The 16167-nt window shown below is 59.3% G+C and carries 13 protein-coding genes; 9 read left to right on the forward strand and 4 right to left on the reverse strand.

Annotated elements, in window-relative coordinates; genetic code table 11:
- The first annotated feature begins 213 nt into the window (after nucleotides 1-213).
- Together ACMG4M_RS05985 and ACMG4M_RS05990 are read left to right on the forward strand one after the other, a co-directional pair.
- Nucleotides 214-1203, forward strand: coding sequence for a GGDEF domain-containing protein (locus ACMG4M_RS05985; RefSeq protein ID WP_414430934.1), 990 nt, complete (start codon nucleotides 214-216; stop codon nucleotides 1201-1203).
- Entirely contained in the window at nucleotides 1200-2303 is a 1104-nt protein-coding gene (locus tag ACMG4M_RS05990; protein WP_272962416.1) for a GGDEF domain-containing protein, read from the forward strand. The genes ACMG4M_RS05985 and ACMG4M_RS05990 overlap by 4 nt, the downstream gene beginning before the upstream one ends.
- A gap of 150 nt (nucleotides 2304-2453) precedes the next feature.
- On the opposite strand, the gene ACMG4M_RS05995 is transcribed toward ACMG4M_RS05990, so the two are convergent.
- The 3 genes from ACMG4M_RS05995 to ACMG4M_RS06005 all read right to left on the reverse strand — a co-directional run bounded on the left by ACMG4M_RS05995 (nucleotide 2454) and on the right by ACMG4M_RS06005 (nucleotide 5690).
- A complete protein-coding gene (locus tag ACMG4M_RS05995; RefSeq protein ID WP_035248931.1) occupies nucleotides 2454-3503 on the reverse strand; it encodes an ABC transporter ATP-binding protein in 1050 nt (349 codons plus the stop codon).
- A 100-nt stretch (nucleotides 3504-3603) separates the two neighbouring features.
- Nucleotides 3604-4512: an ornithine carbamoyltransferase gene (gene argF, locus ACMG4M_RS06000; RefSeq protein ID WP_035248929.1), complete on the reverse strand. Its 909-nt coding sequence runs from the start codon at nucleotides 4510-4512 to the stop codon at nucleotides 3604-3606.
- Nucleotides 4509-5690, reverse strand: a complete 1182-nt coding sequence (locus ACMG4M_RS06005) for an aspartate aminotransferase family protein (RefSeq protein ID WP_272962417.1) — start codon at nucleotides 5688-5690, stop codon at nucleotides 4509-4511. The genes argF and ACMG4M_RS06005 overlap by 4 nt, the downstream gene beginning before the upstream one ends.
- Nucleotides 5691-5927: 237 nt before the next feature.
- On the opposite strand from ACMG4M_RS06005, the gene ACMG4M_RS06010 reads away from it, so the two are divergent.
- The 5 genes from ACMG4M_RS06010 (at nucleotide 5928) to ACMG4M_RS06030 (ending at nucleotide 11956) form a co-directional block, all read left to right on the forward strand.
- Nucleotides 5928-7478, forward strand: coding sequence for a hydantoinase B/oxoprolinase family protein (locus ACMG4M_RS06010; protein WP_035248925.1), 1551 nt, complete (start codon nucleotides 5928-5930; stop codon nucleotides 7476-7478).
- Between the two features lie 96 nt (nucleotides 7479-7574).
- The gene (locus ACMG4M_RS06015) at nucleotides 7575-9767 is read left to right on the forward strand and encodes a TonB-dependent receptor family protein (protein WP_035248922.1); all 2193 of its coding nucleotides are present in this window, start codon (nucleotides 7575-7577) and stop codon (nucleotides 9765-9767) included.
- A gap of 168 nt (nucleotides 9768-9935) precedes the next feature.
- Nucleotides 9936-10274, forward strand: coding sequence for a Grx4 family monothiol glutaredoxin (gene grxD / locus ACMG4M_RS06020; RefSeq protein WP_035248920.1), 339 nt, complete (start codon nucleotides 9936-9938; stop codon nucleotides 10272-10274).
- A gap of 170 nt (nucleotides 10275-10444) precedes the next feature.
- Nucleotides 10445-11167: a PepSY-associated TM helix domain-containing protein gene (locus ACMG4M_RS06025; RefSeq protein ID WP_035248917.1), complete on the forward strand. Its 723-nt coding sequence runs from the start codon at nucleotides 10445-10447 to the stop codon at nucleotides 11165-11167.
- Nucleotides 11168-11353: 186 nt separating this feature from the next.
- The gene (locus ACMG4M_RS06030; RefSeq protein WP_035248916.1) at nucleotides 11354-11956 is read left to right on the forward strand and encodes a peroxiredoxin; all 603 of its coding nucleotides are present in this window, start codon (nucleotides 11354-11356) and stop codon (nucleotides 11954-11956) included.
- A gap of 242 nt (nucleotides 11957-12198) precedes the next feature.
- On the opposite strand, the gene rnt is transcribed toward ACMG4M_RS06030, so the two are convergent.
- A complete protein-coding gene (rnt, locus tag ACMG4M_RS06035; protein WP_052042962.1) occupies nucleotides 12199-12867 on the reverse strand; it encodes a ribonuclease T in 669 nt (222 codons plus the stop codon).
- Between the two features lie 201 nt (nucleotides 12868-13068).
- Between rnt and ACMG4M_RS06040 the strand changes: the two genes are divergently transcribed.
- Together ACMG4M_RS06040 and ACMG4M_RS06045 are read left to right on the forward strand one after the other, a co-directional pair.
- Nucleotides 13069-14292 (forward strand): argininosuccinate synthase, encoded by a 1224-nt coding sequence (locus ACMG4M_RS06040; protein ID WP_035248911.1) that lies wholly within the window; start codon nucleotides 13069-13071, stop codon nucleotides 14290-14292.
- Between the two features lie 198 nt (nucleotides 14293-14490).
- Complete coding sequence (locus tag ACMG4M_RS06045; protein ID WP_414430935.1) at nucleotides 14491-15894, forward strand: YncE family protein; 1404 nt, start codon at nucleotides 14491-14493, stop codon at nucleotides 15892-15894.
- Nucleotides 15895-16167 lie beyond the last annotated feature (273 nt).

Genomic DNA, 16167 nt, shown 5'->3' on the forward strand with positions numbered 1-16167 from the left:
GACATTTAGGGTTAGAGTTCATCAAACAATAATACTAAATTGCTACCAACGGGTGCGACTGATAGTGGGGATGGTCGCACCGGATCGGGAATCCGGCATGGATCAATCGTTAACGCTTAACCCTTGCAGCCTTGCAGTTCCAGCGACTGCGCCGGGTACTGTTCGCCATACTGGCAGGCGGCAGTGCTCACACCCTGTTGTGCTGGATTTCCCTTGCAGCTGGATTTCTTCCGCGGCGGCTCCCCCCTGTTCTATGCCTTGTTCGGTGTCATCTGGGTGGGGCATCTGGGCTTTATCCTATTTATGCTTCTGGGACTCAACCGTCGCCTTTCCGAACCGTCCATGATCATGCCGTTAATGGTCTGGTCCACTACGGGAATCCTGTTGACTGCCCTGGTGGTGGACCAGGTGCGCCTGTGCGTGATGATGATTTTCTTTGCCATTGTCCAGATGGGCGTACTGCAGGCCTCATTCCGGCAATTTGCCTGGCTGGCAGGCTACTGCGTATTCGGTTATGCGGTGATACTCGGTGTGGTCTCCGGGTACTGGCCGGAGGTGGTGGACCTGCGCGGTGAATGGATTCAGTGGGGTCTGTTTTCGGCCATGGTATTGGCGGTGATTTTGCTGGCATCGGAAATTTCCTCCATCCGGTCCCAGTTGAGCCGGCGTAACCTGCAACTGGCCGACATTGTCGAGCGCATCCACGACATGGCGGTGAAGGACGAGATGACCGGTTTTTATCGCCGCCGTCACGCCATGGAGCTGCTGGGCAAAGCCTGTGGACAGGCAGCCCGGGGCGCCTACAAGCTGGGCGTGGTGTACCTGGACCTGGATCACTTCAAGCGCATCAACGACCAGTATGGCCATCGGGTGGGGGATCTGGTGCTGGAGCGGTTTGCCGAAGTGTCACGCCGTCATTTGAGTGGCCAGGATTTTGCTGCTCGCCTGGGCGGGGAAGAATTCATGCTGGTGCTGCCGGTCAGTGACCCGGAAGAGGCCAGTAATCTGGCCGAGGGGATCTTGCTGGGCATGCGCAGCCAGCGCTTCAAGGAAGCGCCGGGGCTCATTGTCACGGTGTCGGCGGGCTTGGCCATGTACCATCGCGAGGAAACGCCGGAGCAGGTGGTTATGCGTGCGGACCGGGCTCTCTATCAGGCAAAGGAATCCGGTCGCGACAAACTGGTGGTGGAGCAGGGCGCATGAATCAGGATCTGCGGCAGGCGGAAAAGCTGACCCTCAGCGAAAAGCGGCTGCTAAAAAGACACAGTCGTTCGGCCATGGCGATCATGGCCATGCATACCCTGCTGTGTGTGGTGTATTTCCAGTTCGGTTATTTTGCGGTGGAACTGGAGCAGGGGCTACTGATGCTGTTTGTGGTCTGGGTATCGTTGTTTTCCTACCAGTTACTGCTTGCCACGGGGTGGACCCTGCGTTTCCGTGAGCCCAGCCTGTCGCTGCCCATGGTGCTGCATTTCATGGTGGTATTCATGGTCTCCGGCTACTACGTGGATGAGTTTCGTCTCAGTGTGGTGACCCTGTTCTTTGCCGGTTTGTTGCTGGCGTCGTTCCGGCTTTCCGGCAAGGTGATGATCGGCGTGGCGATGCTGGCCAGTGTCGCCTACGCGATGATGTTGTGGCTGGCCATGAATGATCGCTGGGTGGAGCTGAGCTTTTCCGTGGAGGCTTTGCAGTGGCTGGTGTTCTCCATGATTTCGGTAAGCTTTGCGATCACCGGTGGTGGCATTAACCGTCTGCGTGATGCCCTGGCCGACAAGAATCATCAGCTGGCCCGTGCGGTGGAGCAGGTCCGCGAAATGGCGATCCGTGATGACCTGACCGGCCTGTTCAATCGTCGCCACCTGTTGGAAGTTCTGGAGCGCCAGCGGGCCCTGTTCGCCCGTAAGGGTCTGTCCTTTGCAATCTGCTATGTGGATCTGGATCACTTCAAGCAGATCAATGACCGTCATGGTCATGATTGGGGGGATCGGGTATTGCGTCGCTTTTCTGCGCTGGCGCTGGCGGGGATGCGTGACGGGGATTATTTCGGCCGTCTCGGTGGCGAGGAATTCCTGCTGATCCTGCCGCAGAGCAATGAACAGGGTGCCTTGCGGGTCGCCGAGCGCCTGCGTGAGCGCTGGCGCGAGGAAAGCTTCGGCCAGGAAGGCGGCCCCAACGCCGTGAGCCTCTCCGTCGGCGTGGCCGCCTGCCAGGAAGACGAAACCGTGGACGAACTACTCAACCGGGCGGATCAGGGACTGTACAGGGCGAAGTCCGGGGGGCGGAATCAGAGCAGGGTGGCGTGAGGAATTGATAATTGAGAATGGATAATTGATAACTCGCGGGGAAAGCCTGCTGGTTCTGAAACGCAAGAGGCCGCGCCCAAACTTGGAACGCGGCCTCTTGCGTTTAATGATTGAACTACGCCATTTCGCGCAGTTATCAATTATCCATTCTCAATTAGCTTCAAACGCTACCAGGTGCTTGGTCGCCAGTCGCACATGCAGCGCGTCGCCTTCCACCACATTGGTGTGGCTGTCGGTCTGGCAGAGCAGGGTTTCTGCGGCGCCGACGCGCAGGTGGTAGAGAATGGTGGCGCCGGTGAACTGGCGGCGGGTGACGGGCAGAGCCAGGTGTGCGCTTTCGTCGGCGATCACATCTTCCGGCCGTAACAGGACATCGACGTTGCCTCCGGGTGTCAGGGTCGTATTGCTGCGTCCGGTGAGTTCGCCCAGGCTGGTTCTGACTGTGTTGTCATCCACTACCTCACCACGGAGAAAAGAACCGTAGCCGGCGAATTCCGCCACGAAGCGGTTGGCCGGTGCGTGGTAAATGTTATACGGCGTGTCCCATTGTTCCAGTTGGCCCTGGCGCATCACGCCTACCCGGTCTGCCAGGGCAAAGGCTTCTTCCTGATCGTGGGTGACCAGAAGGGCGGTGACGTTTTCCTGGCGGAGAATGTCGCCCAGCTCGCGAGCCAGTGCCCGGCGAAGATCCAGGTCCAGGCTGGCAAAGGGTTCATCCAGCAACAGCAAGGCGGGGCGGGGTGCCAGTGCCCGGGCCAGTGCGACCCGCTGTTGTTGGCCGCCGGACAATTCATGGGGGTAACGGTCTTCCATGCCAGACAGGCGCACCCGGTCCAGGCATTCGCTGACCCGCTGGCGCTGTTGCTCGCGGGGTTGTTTGCGCAGCCCGAAGGCCACGTTGTCGGCCACAGTCAGATGAGGGAAAAGGGCGTGTTCCTGGAACACCATACCCAGTCCGCGTTTTTCCGGTGGCAGCTGGCGGCTGCGGCTGGAGACCTGACGACCCTGGATATGAATGCTGCCGCCAGTGACCGGTTCCAGCCCGGCAATGGCGCGCAATGTGGTGGTTTTGCCGCAGCCGCTGGGGCCTAGCAAGCAGGCGATTTCACCGGCGGCCAGTTCCAGGCTCAGATCCTTCACCACGGCCTGCTGATGGTAGCCGCAGGCCAGGTTGTCGAGGGTAAGCAGCGGCGGGTTCATAGCGTTGGCGCCTTCTGGGGATGTTGGAGTCTGGCTCGCTGGACTAAAGCCTGAAAGCATTCGCCTTGGGAGCAAGGCTCCAACGGTTTACGGGTGAGTATCAGTGCTGACCTGTCAGCAGGAACTCCAGCAGGGCCTTCTGGGCATGCAGGCGGTTTTCCGCTTCATCCCACACCACTGAGCGCGGGTCGTCCATCATCTCATGGCTGACTTCCTCGCCGCGGTGGGCGGGCAGGCAGTGCATGAAGAGGGCGTCCGGATCGGCCAGGTCCATCAGTTCCGGGGTGACCTGATAGCCTTCAAACGCATTGAGACGGGTCTGCTGTTCGTCTTCCTGGCCCATGGATGCCCACACGTCGGTGACCACCAGATGCGCCCCTTTCACGGCTTCGTTCACATCTACTTCCAGACGAACCCGTTCCGGGTAACGGTTGAGCAGTTCTCCGTCTGGTTCAAAGCTGGTGGGGCTGCTGATCACCAGCTCGAAGTCGAACTGGTTGGCGGCATTGATATAGCTGGCACACATGTTGTTGCCGTCGCCGACCCAGACCACTTTCTTGCCCTGGATGCTGCCGCGATGCTCCACAAAGGTCTGCATGTCGGCCAGCAACTGGCAGGGGTGGAAATCGTCGGTGAGCGCATTGATCACCGGCACTGCCGAATGCTCGGCAAAGGTTTCCACGGTGGCATGATCGAAGGTGCGGATCATGACCGCGTCCACCATGCGTGACAGCACGCGGGCGGAGTCCTCGATGGGCTCACCACGACCGAGCTGGGTATCCCGGGGCGACAGGAAGATGCTGGAGCCGCCGAAGTGAGTCATCGCCACTTCAAAGGACACCCGTGTACGGGTGGAGGATTTCTCGAAGATCATGCCCAGGGTCTTGCCTTGCAGTGGCGTATGGCTTTGGCCATTGCGCAGCATGGTTTTCAGTTCAATGGCGCGCTGGATCAGATAGCCCAGCTCGTCCCGGCTCAGATCGGTGAGCGTCAGGAAGTGGCGGGTCATGCGACCTCCTGTTCATTGGCGAAGTCATGAATGACCTGGGAGAGGGTATCTACCAGGTGCTGCATTTCTGTCTGGCTGATCACCAGGGGCGGCAACAGACGTACCACGGACGCCGCGGTGACATTGATCAGCAATCCGGCTTCCCGGGCCCGGCTGACCAGCTCGGCGCAAGGGCGATCCAATTGGATTCCCATCATCAGGCCGCGCTGACGGATTTCGGTAATCATAGGCAGATCGGCAAAAGACCGGGTGAAGGCCTCTTTGAGCCAGGCACCCTTGTCGGCCACGCCATCCACCACGTCATCGGTGAGCGTGTTGACCACGGTCAGGGCGGTGGCGCAGCCCAGCGGGTTGCCGCCGTAGGTGCTACCGTGGTTGCCGGGGCCGAACACGCCGTCGGCCTTGCCGGCCACCAGGCAGGCACCGATGGGGAAGCCGTTGCCCAGGCCCTTGGCGGTGGTCAGCACGTCCGGGGTGACCTTGTCGCCCAGGCAGGCGAAGTAATCGCCGGTGCGGCCATTACCGGACTGGATCTCGTCCAGCATCAGCAGCCAGTCCTGTTCATCACACAGGGTCCGCAGGCCAGGCAGGTAATCGCTGGTGGGAATATTGATACCGCCTTCGCCCTGTACCGGTTCCACCAGTACGGCGACCACATCCGGGTTGTCGGCCAGGGCGCGTACTGCGTCCAGGTCGTTAAAGGGCACTCGCACAAAGCCGTCCAGCAGTGGGCCAAAGCCCTCCTGCACCTTGGCATTGGCGGTGGCGGACAGGGTGGCCATGGTGCGGCCATGGAAACTGCCTTCCATTACCACCACGGTGGGGCGGCTGACGCCCTTTCGCTGACCGAACAAGCGGGCAATCTTGATGGCCGCTTCATTGGCTTCGGCGCCGGAATTGGAGAAGAACGCACTCTGCATGCCGCTCAGTTCGCACAGTCGCTCGGCCAGCGCTTCCTGGGTCGGGATCCGGTAGAGGTTGGAGGTATGCATGAGCTGCCCGGCCTGATCGGCCAGGGTGCGGGTCACCGCCGGATGGCAGTGGCCCAGGTTGCAGACCCCGATCCCGGAGATGGCATCCATGTATTTGTGGCCGGCTTCATCAAAGAGCCATACCCCTTCACCGCGCACAAACGCCAGAGGCTGCCGTGCATAGGTGGGAATCAGATATTGCGACATAACAGGCAATTGATAATTGATAATGGAGAATTGATAACGGGCACCGGACCGTTGATCACAGCACCGTCTGTACGCGTCCCAAACAAAAAACGGCAGCCCAAGGCTGCCGGAACCGACGATAATAGCGTAGTTATTGGCCAATAGTTAATAGTTGATGCAACACAATGAACAAGGGCAGACTGCCCGTGCACCAGGTTTTAGCTGCCAACTATCAATTATCAACTGTCAATTGCCGTTATGAATCCTGTCCAGCTCAGTATTTTTGCCAATCGCCTGTCAGGGGTCTGTGATGAGATGGGCGCGGTACTGCGTCTGAGCGCTCTGTCTCCCAATATCAAGGATCGCCTGGATTTCTCCTGCGCCATTTTCGATGCACAGGGCAGGCTGTGTGCCCAGGCGGCCCATATCCCGGTGCATCTGGGGTCCATGGCCTACGCCATGGCGGATCTGGTCAGTGATCGGGACTGGCAGCCGGGCGACCTGCTGGTGGTTAATGATCCGTATATGGGGGGCACCCACTTGCCGGATGTGACCGTCGTGGCCCCGGTATTCGGAGCTGCCAGCCTGATCGGTTTTGCCGTGACCCGGGCCCACCATGCCAATATCGGCGCTCACAGCCCGGGCTCCATGCCGGTGTCCACCCGTCTGGACCAGGAAGGGATAGTTATTGCCCCCAGTTGGCTGAAACGGGGCGGGCAGTGGCAGGTGCCCTTGTGCCGGGAGCTGGCCGGGCTGGAGGAGAGCGGGGCACTGCCGGTGGAGAGTCGCCGCTTCGCCGACTTTGTCGCCCAGGCCAGTGCCTGCGAGGCCGGCGCCCGGCGCCTGGCGGAACTGGCCGATCAGCAAGCGGATCTGGTCGCCGCCTTTGATGCTCTCAACCGCTATGGCGAAAAGCGCGCCCGGGCTCGTATCGCGGCGTTGCCGGATGGCTGTTACCGGTTCCAGGATTACATGGATGACGATGGCCAGGGCCAGCAGGACATCGTCATTGCCGTCACCCTGACCATCGCCGGGGAGCTGGCCCGCCTGGATTTCTCCGGCACCGCCGACCAGGTGGCAGGGAACATCAATTGCCCGCTGTCGGTGGCGGCGGCCGCGGCCTATTACTGCTTTCGCTGTCTGATGGACGATGATGTGCCCGCCTGCGATGGCCTGTTCCGGCCCATCAGTTTGTCCGCCCCGCAAGGTTCTTTGCTGAATGCCAATCGCCCGGCGGCGGTGGCTGCCGGCAATGTGGAAACCAGCTCGCGGGTGGTGGATGTGGTGCTGGGGGCTTTGGCCCAGGCGGCGCCAGAGGCGATTCCCGCTGCCAGCCAGGGCACCATGAACAATGTGGCCATGGGCGCGGCTGGTGAGAATGGCTGGGACTATTACGAAACCATGGCCGGCGGCACCGGTGCCCATGCCCGTGGTCCGGGGCTGTCGGCGGTTCACAGTCATATGACCAACACCCTCAATACTCCCATCGAAAGCCTGGAATCCCACTATCCACTGCGGGTACACCGTTACCAGGTGCGCCGGGGCAGCGGCGGCGACGGCCAGTTTGTGGGCGGTGATGGCCTGGTCCGTGAGCTGGAGTTTCTGGGCGATGCCCAGGTAACGCTGCTCACCGAGCGTCGTCGCCATGCTCCCTGGGGGCTGGCAGGCGGGCAGCTTGGGGCGGTCGGGGAAAATCGTCATAACGGGGAGTTATTGCCACCGAAAACCAGCTTTACCGCCCGTGCCGGTGATCGTTTGCTCGTAGCGTCACCTGGTGGAGGAGGTTATTGCGATACGAAGTGTAAATGAGAATGATATTTGATTGATGTTGATTCTTTTTCGCTGTATCTTTCCTTCGCTTACGGTCTTTACAATTTTTGCACTTGCGTTGGGAAGGAGAAAACCATGCATTTACAACGCCGCTTGCTTTGCTGTGCCATCGCCTCCGCCATGGCCACCGGGGCCGCTCCGGCTCTTGCTGACCAAGCCAATGAGCTGAAACCGGTACAGATTCTGGGGGATCGCCAGAATACCTTTAGTGTTAGTGGCTCTGCCCACGTGCTCACCAACGAAGACCTGGAAGAAAAAGAAAACACCGATGTGCACCGCATGCTACGCGACGTGCCCGGCGTTTATTTCCAGGAAGAGGAAGGTTATGGCCTGCGCCCGAACATCGGTATCCGTGGTTCCGGTCGTGATCGTTCCAGCAAGGTTTCCCTGATGGAAGACGGGGTGCTGATTGCCCCGGCGCCTTATGCTGCCCCGGCTGCCTATTACTTCCCCAGCGCCGGCCGTTTCTACGGTGTTGAAGTGCTGAAAGGCCCCGATACCCTGCGTTATGGTCCCTTTACCGTGGGTGGTGCGATCAACTTCCTGTCCACCCCGATTCCTGCCCGTGCTTCGGGCATGGTGAATGTGGAAGGTGGTGAAGATGGCGCCCAGCGGGCTCACGCCTACTACGGCGCTACCGAAGGCCAGTTCGGCTTCATGCTGGAAGCGCACCAGCAACGCACTCAGGGCTTCAAGGACATCGACCGTTCCAACCGCGACGCAGGTTTCGATAAGCGTGATTATGTCGCCAAGCTGCGTTGGCAGGCGCCGGAAACCGCTGATATCCAGCAGTCGCTCGAATTGAAACTGGAGCACTCCACGGAAGTGTCCGACGAAACCTATCTGGGCCTGACCGACCGGGATTTCGAACGGGATGCCAACCGTCGTTACGGCATGAGTGACATTGACCAGATGGACAATGATCGGGATGCGGTATCCCTGCGTCATACCCTGGTGTTTGACGAGAGCACCCAGTTGAACTCTGTGGTGTACCGCAACGAGTTCAACCGTAACTGGTACAAGCTGGCCAGCATCGGTGGCCAGGGCATTGGCGGTTTTGTGGCGGATGCCAACGCGAATGGTGGCGCCAAGCAGGCGGTGCTGCGCGGTACTGCTGATGCCACAGATCTGGTGTTCAAGAACAACAATCGTGAGTACGTTTCTGAGGGCGTGCAGACCGAACTGAGCCATCGCTTCCAGACCGGCTCTGTGGACAATGATCTGATTATCGGGGCCCGTTACCACCAGGATGAAGTGGACCGCTACCAGCCCACTGATACCTTTGATCAGACCAATGGCAGCCTGGTGTACCAGACGTCCACCTTGCCCACCGGCGGTGATAACCGTCTGGAAAATGCCGATGCTATGTCTGCCTGGATCATCGACCATGCTTATGTAGGTGATTTTATCGTCACCGGCTCTCTGCGTTACGAGAATGTGGAGAGCAAGAGCAAGCGCTGGGGTGATCCGGCTCGTAACACTGTCAGTGCCCGCACTGAAAACCGTAACGAAGAACTGATGGCGGGTCTGGGTGCTACCTGGTTGCTCAATGACAACTGGTCGGTACTGGCCGGTGTCCATCAGGGCTTTGCGCCGGCAGGTGCTTCTTCCCAGAAAGGCACCGATGCGGAAAAGAGCGTCAACTATGAAACCGGTTTCCGCTACTGGAACGAGAATTTCAGTGCGGATGTGATCGCGTTCTACAGTGATTATGAAAACACCATTCAGAACTGCTCTATCGCTAACCCATGCCCGAATGGTAACGATTCCGGCACCCAGAGCTTTGGTGAATCCGAAGTGCGAGGTCTGGAAGTGGGCCTGAACAGCGTGGTCTGGAAAGGTGACAGCGGTTTGCAGGCACCGGTACGACTGACCTATACCTACACCGATGGCGAAATCACCAAGGATGCGGATGATCTGTCCGTACTGGATGGCGATGTACTGCCTTACCTGCCTGAGCATCTGGCCAGCTTGACCTTCGGCCTGGAAAAACCGGCAGCCTGGTCTGCGCTGATGTCCGTCAGCCACACCGAGGGTATGTGTATCGACAATAGCTGTGATCGTCCTGGTCAGGTAACGACATTCAAGCGCACCAGCGATTATGTGGTCGCGGATGTAGTGGCCACCTACCACGTGAACAGCGATATGGAAGTGTATGCCAAGGTGGATAACGTGTTTGACGATCAGGAAATCGTCTCCCGCGATCCCGCCGGCGCCCGCCCGAACAAGCCGCGTACCGGCTATCTGGGTATGAAAGTGCGCTTCTGAGGCATTTGCCTGTCGCAGCAAGAGGAAAAGGGGGCTTCGGCCCCCTTTTCTGTTATGGAAGACCCTTGAAGCCGCATTGTTCCGGCCCCATCTGGGAGGGGCAGGGCCATCAGTGGTAGAATAGTGGCCAACCACAGCCAATACACCCCAAACCGCCAGGTAGTCAGTATGGATGTTATCCAGGTCATCAAAGACCAGATCGAAAAGAACCCGGTGATCCTCTACATGAAGGGCACCCCGCAGTTCCCCCAGTGCGGTTTCTCCGCCCAGGTGGTGGAAGCCATGACCGCTGTTGGCAAGCCGTTTGCCTACGTGAACATTCTGGAGGCGCCGGAAATCCGTCAGAGCCTGAAGGAATACGCCAACTGGCCGACCTATCCGCAGCTGTGGGTGGGCGGTGAGCTGGTCGGCGGCTGCGACATCATTATGGACATGTACCGTTCCGGGCAGCTCAAGGAGCTGGTTGAAGATGCCGCAGTGGATGCCGACGCCGGCGATAACGCCTGATAGCGTCGTCCTCCCGCGTACAAAAGACCCGGCCTCGCGCCGGGTTTTTTTGTGTCCGCCGTTTGTGTGCTCTTGACGGTTTTGTTCATCGGTCTGGTTGTCCCGGTGTTGGCTCCGGTGTCATAGCGCCTACAATCGAAGCGGATTGTTCACAGTATTGAGGAAGCCCGGTGAAACAACGCAAACCCACAGGCCATTGGCGTCGCTGGCATCGCTGGTTGGGCCTGCTGGTCGCTCTGCCGGTGCTGGTGCTGTCGGTCACCGGGGTGTTGCTGAATCATATTGAGTCCCTGGACTGGGCCGATGACCCCTTGCCGTCCTGGTTGGCGCGTAGCTATGGCGTGCCGCTATCGGAGCAGATTCATGGCAGTCAGGTGGACGGGCACTGGTATGCCCAGACGGGTGAGCGACTGTTTATGGATGGCAGTGCCGTGGCGTCTTGTTTGGCTCCGTTTCAGGGGGCGGTAGCGGCGCAGGGTCTGACCGTGGCCGGTTGTGGTGGCGATCTACTGTTGTTGCAGGGCAGCGAACAGGTGGAACGGCTGCGGCCAGGCCAGGGTGTCCCCGCGTTTACCCGCCTCGGAGTGGCCGGGGAAGCGTTGGTCCTGGAGACAGAAAGTCGGCTGCTGCGGTTCGGTCTGGAAAATCTGAACAGCGTGGTGCTGGCAGTGTCTGACTGGCAGCCTGCTGTGATCGAGCCGTTGCCGGCGGTGCTGCAACCCCGTTTGCAGGCCGCCAGTGTGCCGGCATCGCTGAACTGGCAACGGCTGCTACAGGATCTGCATGCCGGGCGTGTATTCGGCTGGGCAGGACAACTGGTGATGGACCTGGCAGCCTTGTTACTGGTGATACTGGCGCTGACCGGGGTGATCATATGGTCGCGCAGCCGGTGATTATTTGAGCAGGTATGGTCGATTCCGGCCTCAAAAGCCACCGGACCATTGAAAGCAGGGCCATAATCCCCATGATAGTGCCATGCAGCGTGGCGGCAGCCGTTGTATTATCGCTGCTCAGATTCAATGTTGGTTCCGGCATCCTCAATTGCCGGATAGTCAATTTAGTCATAATGGAGAGAAACAATGGGCGTTCTGGTAGGTAAACCTGCACCTGATTTTACGGTTCCCGCAGTACTGGGCGATGGCAGCATCGTTGATGAATTCACCCTGTCCGAAGCCATCAAGGGCAAGTATGGTCTGGTGTTCTTCTACCCGCTGGACTTCACCTTTGTCTGCCCCTCCGAGCTGATCGCTCTGGATCACCGCATGGACGCGTTCAAAGAGCGCAACGTGGAAGTGATCGGTGTGTCCATCGATAGCCACTTTACCCACAACGCATGGCGTAACACTCCGGTCAACGAAGGCGGTATCGGCCCGGTGAAATACACCCTGGCCGCCGACATGAACCATGGCATTGCCCAGTCCTACGACGTTGAGTCCGAAGGCGGCATGGCATTCCGCGGTGTGTTCCTTATCGACCAGAACGGCGTGGTGCGCAGCCAGATCGTTAACGATCTGCCCCTGGGCCGTAACATGGACGAGCTGATTCGTCTGGTCGACGCCCTGCAGTTCCACGAAGAGCACGGTGAAGTGTGCCCGGCGGGTTGGCAGAAAGGTGATTCCGGCATGAAGGACACCCCGGACGGCGTGGCCGAGTACCTGTCTGGTAACGCAGACAAGCTGTAAAAAGAAAGCAGCACAAAAAAGGGCGGCCCTAGGGTCGCCCTTTTTTTGGCCGCAAACTTTTGCGGTTTTCAAACGTAGGGTGCACTGAGCCTCAGGCGAACTGCACCATCAAACGCCGGATCGGTGCAGTTCGCCTGAGGCTCAGTGCACCCTACGCAATCAAAGGTGGCGTTCCGGGATTCAGAGGTGAGACCCAGTCTTTTCTCGGTGTCCTGAGAGTCCTCTGTGGTAAAAAAACCAGTTCAATCCAGCTGCTTCGCCAGCGTCGGCGGCATATCCTTTGGTGGAGGGGGTGGCCAGCCGCCCAGGTCCTTGAAGCGGTTTACCATGGAGCAGAACAGCTCGGCGGTACGGGTGGCATCGTAGAGCGCCGAGTGAGCCTCGCGCTGGTTGAAGCGGATGCCGGCGGCTTCGCAGGCCTTGGCCAGTACGGTCTGGCCATACACCAGCCCGGCCAGGGCAGCGGTGTCAAAGCTGGAGAACGGGTGGAAAGGGTTGCGCTTGATGTCGGCTCGTTCCGACGCCGAATTCAGGAAGCCCTGATCGAAGAAGCTGTTATGCCCCACCAGCACGGCGCGGGTGCAGCCATGGTGCTTGATGGCCTTGCGGACCGGCTCGAACACGCCTTTCAGGGCGGTTTCCTCGGGCACAGCCCCCCGTAGCGGGTTGTCCGGATCAATGCCGGTAAAATCCAGCGCAGCTTGCTCGATGTTGGCTCCCGGGAAGGGGTCCACATGAAACTGGATGCGGGTGGATGGACGCAGGTAGCCCTGGGCGTCCATATCAATCAGGACGGCGGCGATTTCCAGCAGCGCGTCGGTCTGGGCATTAAAGCCCCCGGTTTCCACATCTATCACTACTGGCAAAAAGCCCCGAAACCGCAGCGCCAGGCTGGGGTGCTGATCATTCATGATCACTCCATCAGACACACAAATCCCGTCTGACTGCCCTGGGCAGCCGCGAGAGGGGGCTATGCTACCGGAAAGCCAGCAGGGGCAACAGGCGCGAAAGCGGATCAGAGATGACGCCAGCCGGGCAGGGCGGGTACAATACGCGGCCTCGATTCACCGGGGGGCGCCTGATCCGGGGCCTCTCACATGCGGAGTCTTTCAATGTCCAAGATCAACAAGGTGGTACTGGCCTATTCCGGCGGCCTGGATACCTCGGTTATCGTCAAATGGCTGCAGGATACCTATGACTGTGAGGTGGTGACCTTTACCGCCGATATCGGTCAGGGCGAAGAAGTGGAGCCGGCCCGCGCCAAGGCAGAAGCCATGGGCGTGAAGGAAATCTACATTGAAGACCTGCGCGAAGAATTCGTGCGCGATTACGTATTCCCCATGTTCCGCGCCAATACCATTTATGAAGGTGAGTATCTGCTGGGCACCTCCATTGCCCGTCCGCTGATTGCCAAGCGTTTGGTGGAAATTGCCGAAGAAACCGGTGCTGATGCCATTTCCCACGGCGCCACCGGCAAGGGCAACGACCAGGTGCGTTTCGAGCTGGGTGCCTACGCCCTGGCCCCGGGCATTCAGGTGATCGCTCCTTGGCGGGAGTGGGATTTGAACTCCCGCGAGAAGCTGATGGCGTACTGCGAAGAGCGCAATATCCCGGTGGATTTCTCCACCAAGAAAAAGAAATCCCCGTACTCCATGGACGCCAACCTGCTGCACATCTCCTACGAGGGCGGCAACCTGGAAGATCCCTGGTGGGAAGCGGAAGAAGACATGTGGCGCTGGAGCGTGAGCCCGGAAGCGGCCCCGGACCAGCCCACCTATATCACTCTCACCTATGAGAAGGGTGATATTGTGGCCATCGACGGCGAGAGCCTGAGCCCTGCCGAAGTGCTTGCCAAGCTCAACAAACTGGGTGGCGACAACGGTATCGGCCGTCTCGACATCGTCGAGAACCGCTATGTGGGCATGAAGTCCCGTGGCTGTTACGAAACCCCGGGCGGCACCATCATGATGCCGGCCCACCGCGCCATCGAGTCCCTGACTCTGGATCGCGAGTCTGCCCACCTGAAAGACTCGGTGATGCCCAAGTACGCTGAGCTGCTCTACAACGGCTATTGGTGGAGCCCAGAGCGTCTGGCCCTGCAGAAGCTGATCGATGCGACCCAGGAGCATGTTAACGGAGAAGTGCGCATGAAACTGTACAAGGGTAACGCCATTGTGGTCGGTCGTCGCTCTGACAATGACAGCTTGTTCGATGCCTCTATCGCCACGTTCGAAGACGATGCCGGTGCTTACGACCAGAAAGACGCGGAAGGCTTTATCAAGCTGAACGCCCTGCGTCTGCGTATTGCTGCCAAGAACGGCCGCAAGCTGAGTTAAAGAAACGCGGCACGCTTCACGCTGCATGCAATACGGAAAACCGCCGTAGCCGAGAGGCTGCGGCGGTTTTTTTGTGCCCGGTGTTCGGTCTTTGCGGTTACATAACGACAAGGAAAATGCATTTAATTTGCACGGTAGTCTCAATTAGCCTGAGTGCAGCAACATACTCACAACAACAGGCTGATCGAGGACCTTGCCATGACTATCGGGCAAAACCGCTTTTCCATTGTTCGCTTGGGGATACTGACTCTGCTGGCCGCGTCGCTACTGGGTGGCTGTGGCGGGGGCGGCAGTGATTCCGCAACGCCTGCTGCTACCGATGTCGATGAGGCCCAGCGTGAGGCGCCACCACAGGAGGACACCCCGGATGAGGTGGCCGAGGAGGTGCCGGAAGAGACTGAAGATGGCCCGCGGCGGGTAATCTTTGTGGGCAACAACTGGGAAGGCGTGATCGATGTCATCGATGCCCAGACCTATCAGCGCCTTGGCCGTATCAGCGGTATCCCGGATCAGGCGGCACGAGAGAAGGAAATTGCCCTCAATCCGCTGGATCTGTTGTTTTTCCAGGGCATTCGCGTACTGATCGGCGAAGGCAATCACCAGTATGTGGACGATATGTACAGTTCGCCGGACGGTCGTCTGCTGATCGTTTCCCGGCCCAGCTATGCTGATGTGGTGGCCATCGACGTGGTCAGCGGTGAGATCGCCTGGCAATTCCTGGTGGATGGCTATCGCTCTGACCATATGGCCCTGTCTCCGGATGGCACCCAGGTAGCGGTGTCCGCTTCCACCGGCAATGTGGTGCACATTCTGGATGTGGAAACCGGCGAAGAGCTGGGCCGTTTCCCCTCCGGGGACTCTCCCCACGAGAATATCTATTCCGAGGACGGTGAGCGTATCTACCACGCGAGCATCGGCACCGTTTACACGCCGCTGGATAATCAACTGGTCGGTGATCTCACTGATGGCCTGTTGGGGCAGAACCTGCTGGATGCCACCAAGGGCGAGCGGGTGTTCCAGGTGGTGGACGCCAACAGCCTGGAAATCATCAAGCAGCTGGATCTGGAAGCGGATCTTGCAGAGGCCGGTTACGACAACCTCAGTACGGCGGTGCGACCCATGGCGCACACTGCCGACGAGCGCTATTTCTACTTTCAGCTGTCGTTCCTGCACGGTTTTATCGAGTACGACATGCAGGAAGAAAAAGTCCTGCGCCTGGCCGAGTTGCCGGATTTGACCAACGGGTTGCCACGGGAATTCTACGTCAATGATTCCGCTCACCACGGCATTGCCATGAGCGCGGACGATTCCACCTTGTGTGTGGCTGGCACCATGAGCGACTACGTGGCGCTGGTGGATCGCGAGAATTTCTCCCACCAGCTGAAAACCGGTATCGGCGAAAAGCCCTACTGGGTGACCACCAGTGCCGACGGCAACCATTGTTATGTGTCCTGGAGCGGTACCGATCAGATGTCCGTGTTCAACTACCAGACCGGCCAAGAAGTGGCCCGCGTAGATGTGGGCGATCATCCTCAGCGCATCCGCGAGGGCAGTGTGCCGGAGGCGTGGGTAGAGGCACAGGGCAGCCTGTTCCTGCCCTGAGTCTCGATGCACAAGGCGCTGCCCGTAGGAGCGTCGCTGGGGGCTAGAACCGTGACATAGAAAAAGCCACTGTAGGAGTTCCTCTTGAGGGACGAATCCGAGCCTTGGCAAGGAAACGGGTGTTGAGGGCGCCGCTGGATCACTCTGCAGAGCCCGAGTCCTCTGCTGCGCTGTACCGAGTCCGGGTTCAGCGCGTCGGGCTTATTTCCACGCTGACGCATGGATCGTCCGTCGAGAGGAATTATTCGCTACGCTCACCCTTCGGGCAGCACG

The organism is Alcanivorax sp. IL3 (genome assembly GCF_047495465.1).
GTDB lineage: Bacteria > Pseudomonadota > Gammaproteobacteria > Pseudomonadales > Alcanivoracaceae > Alcanivorax > Alcanivorax jadensis.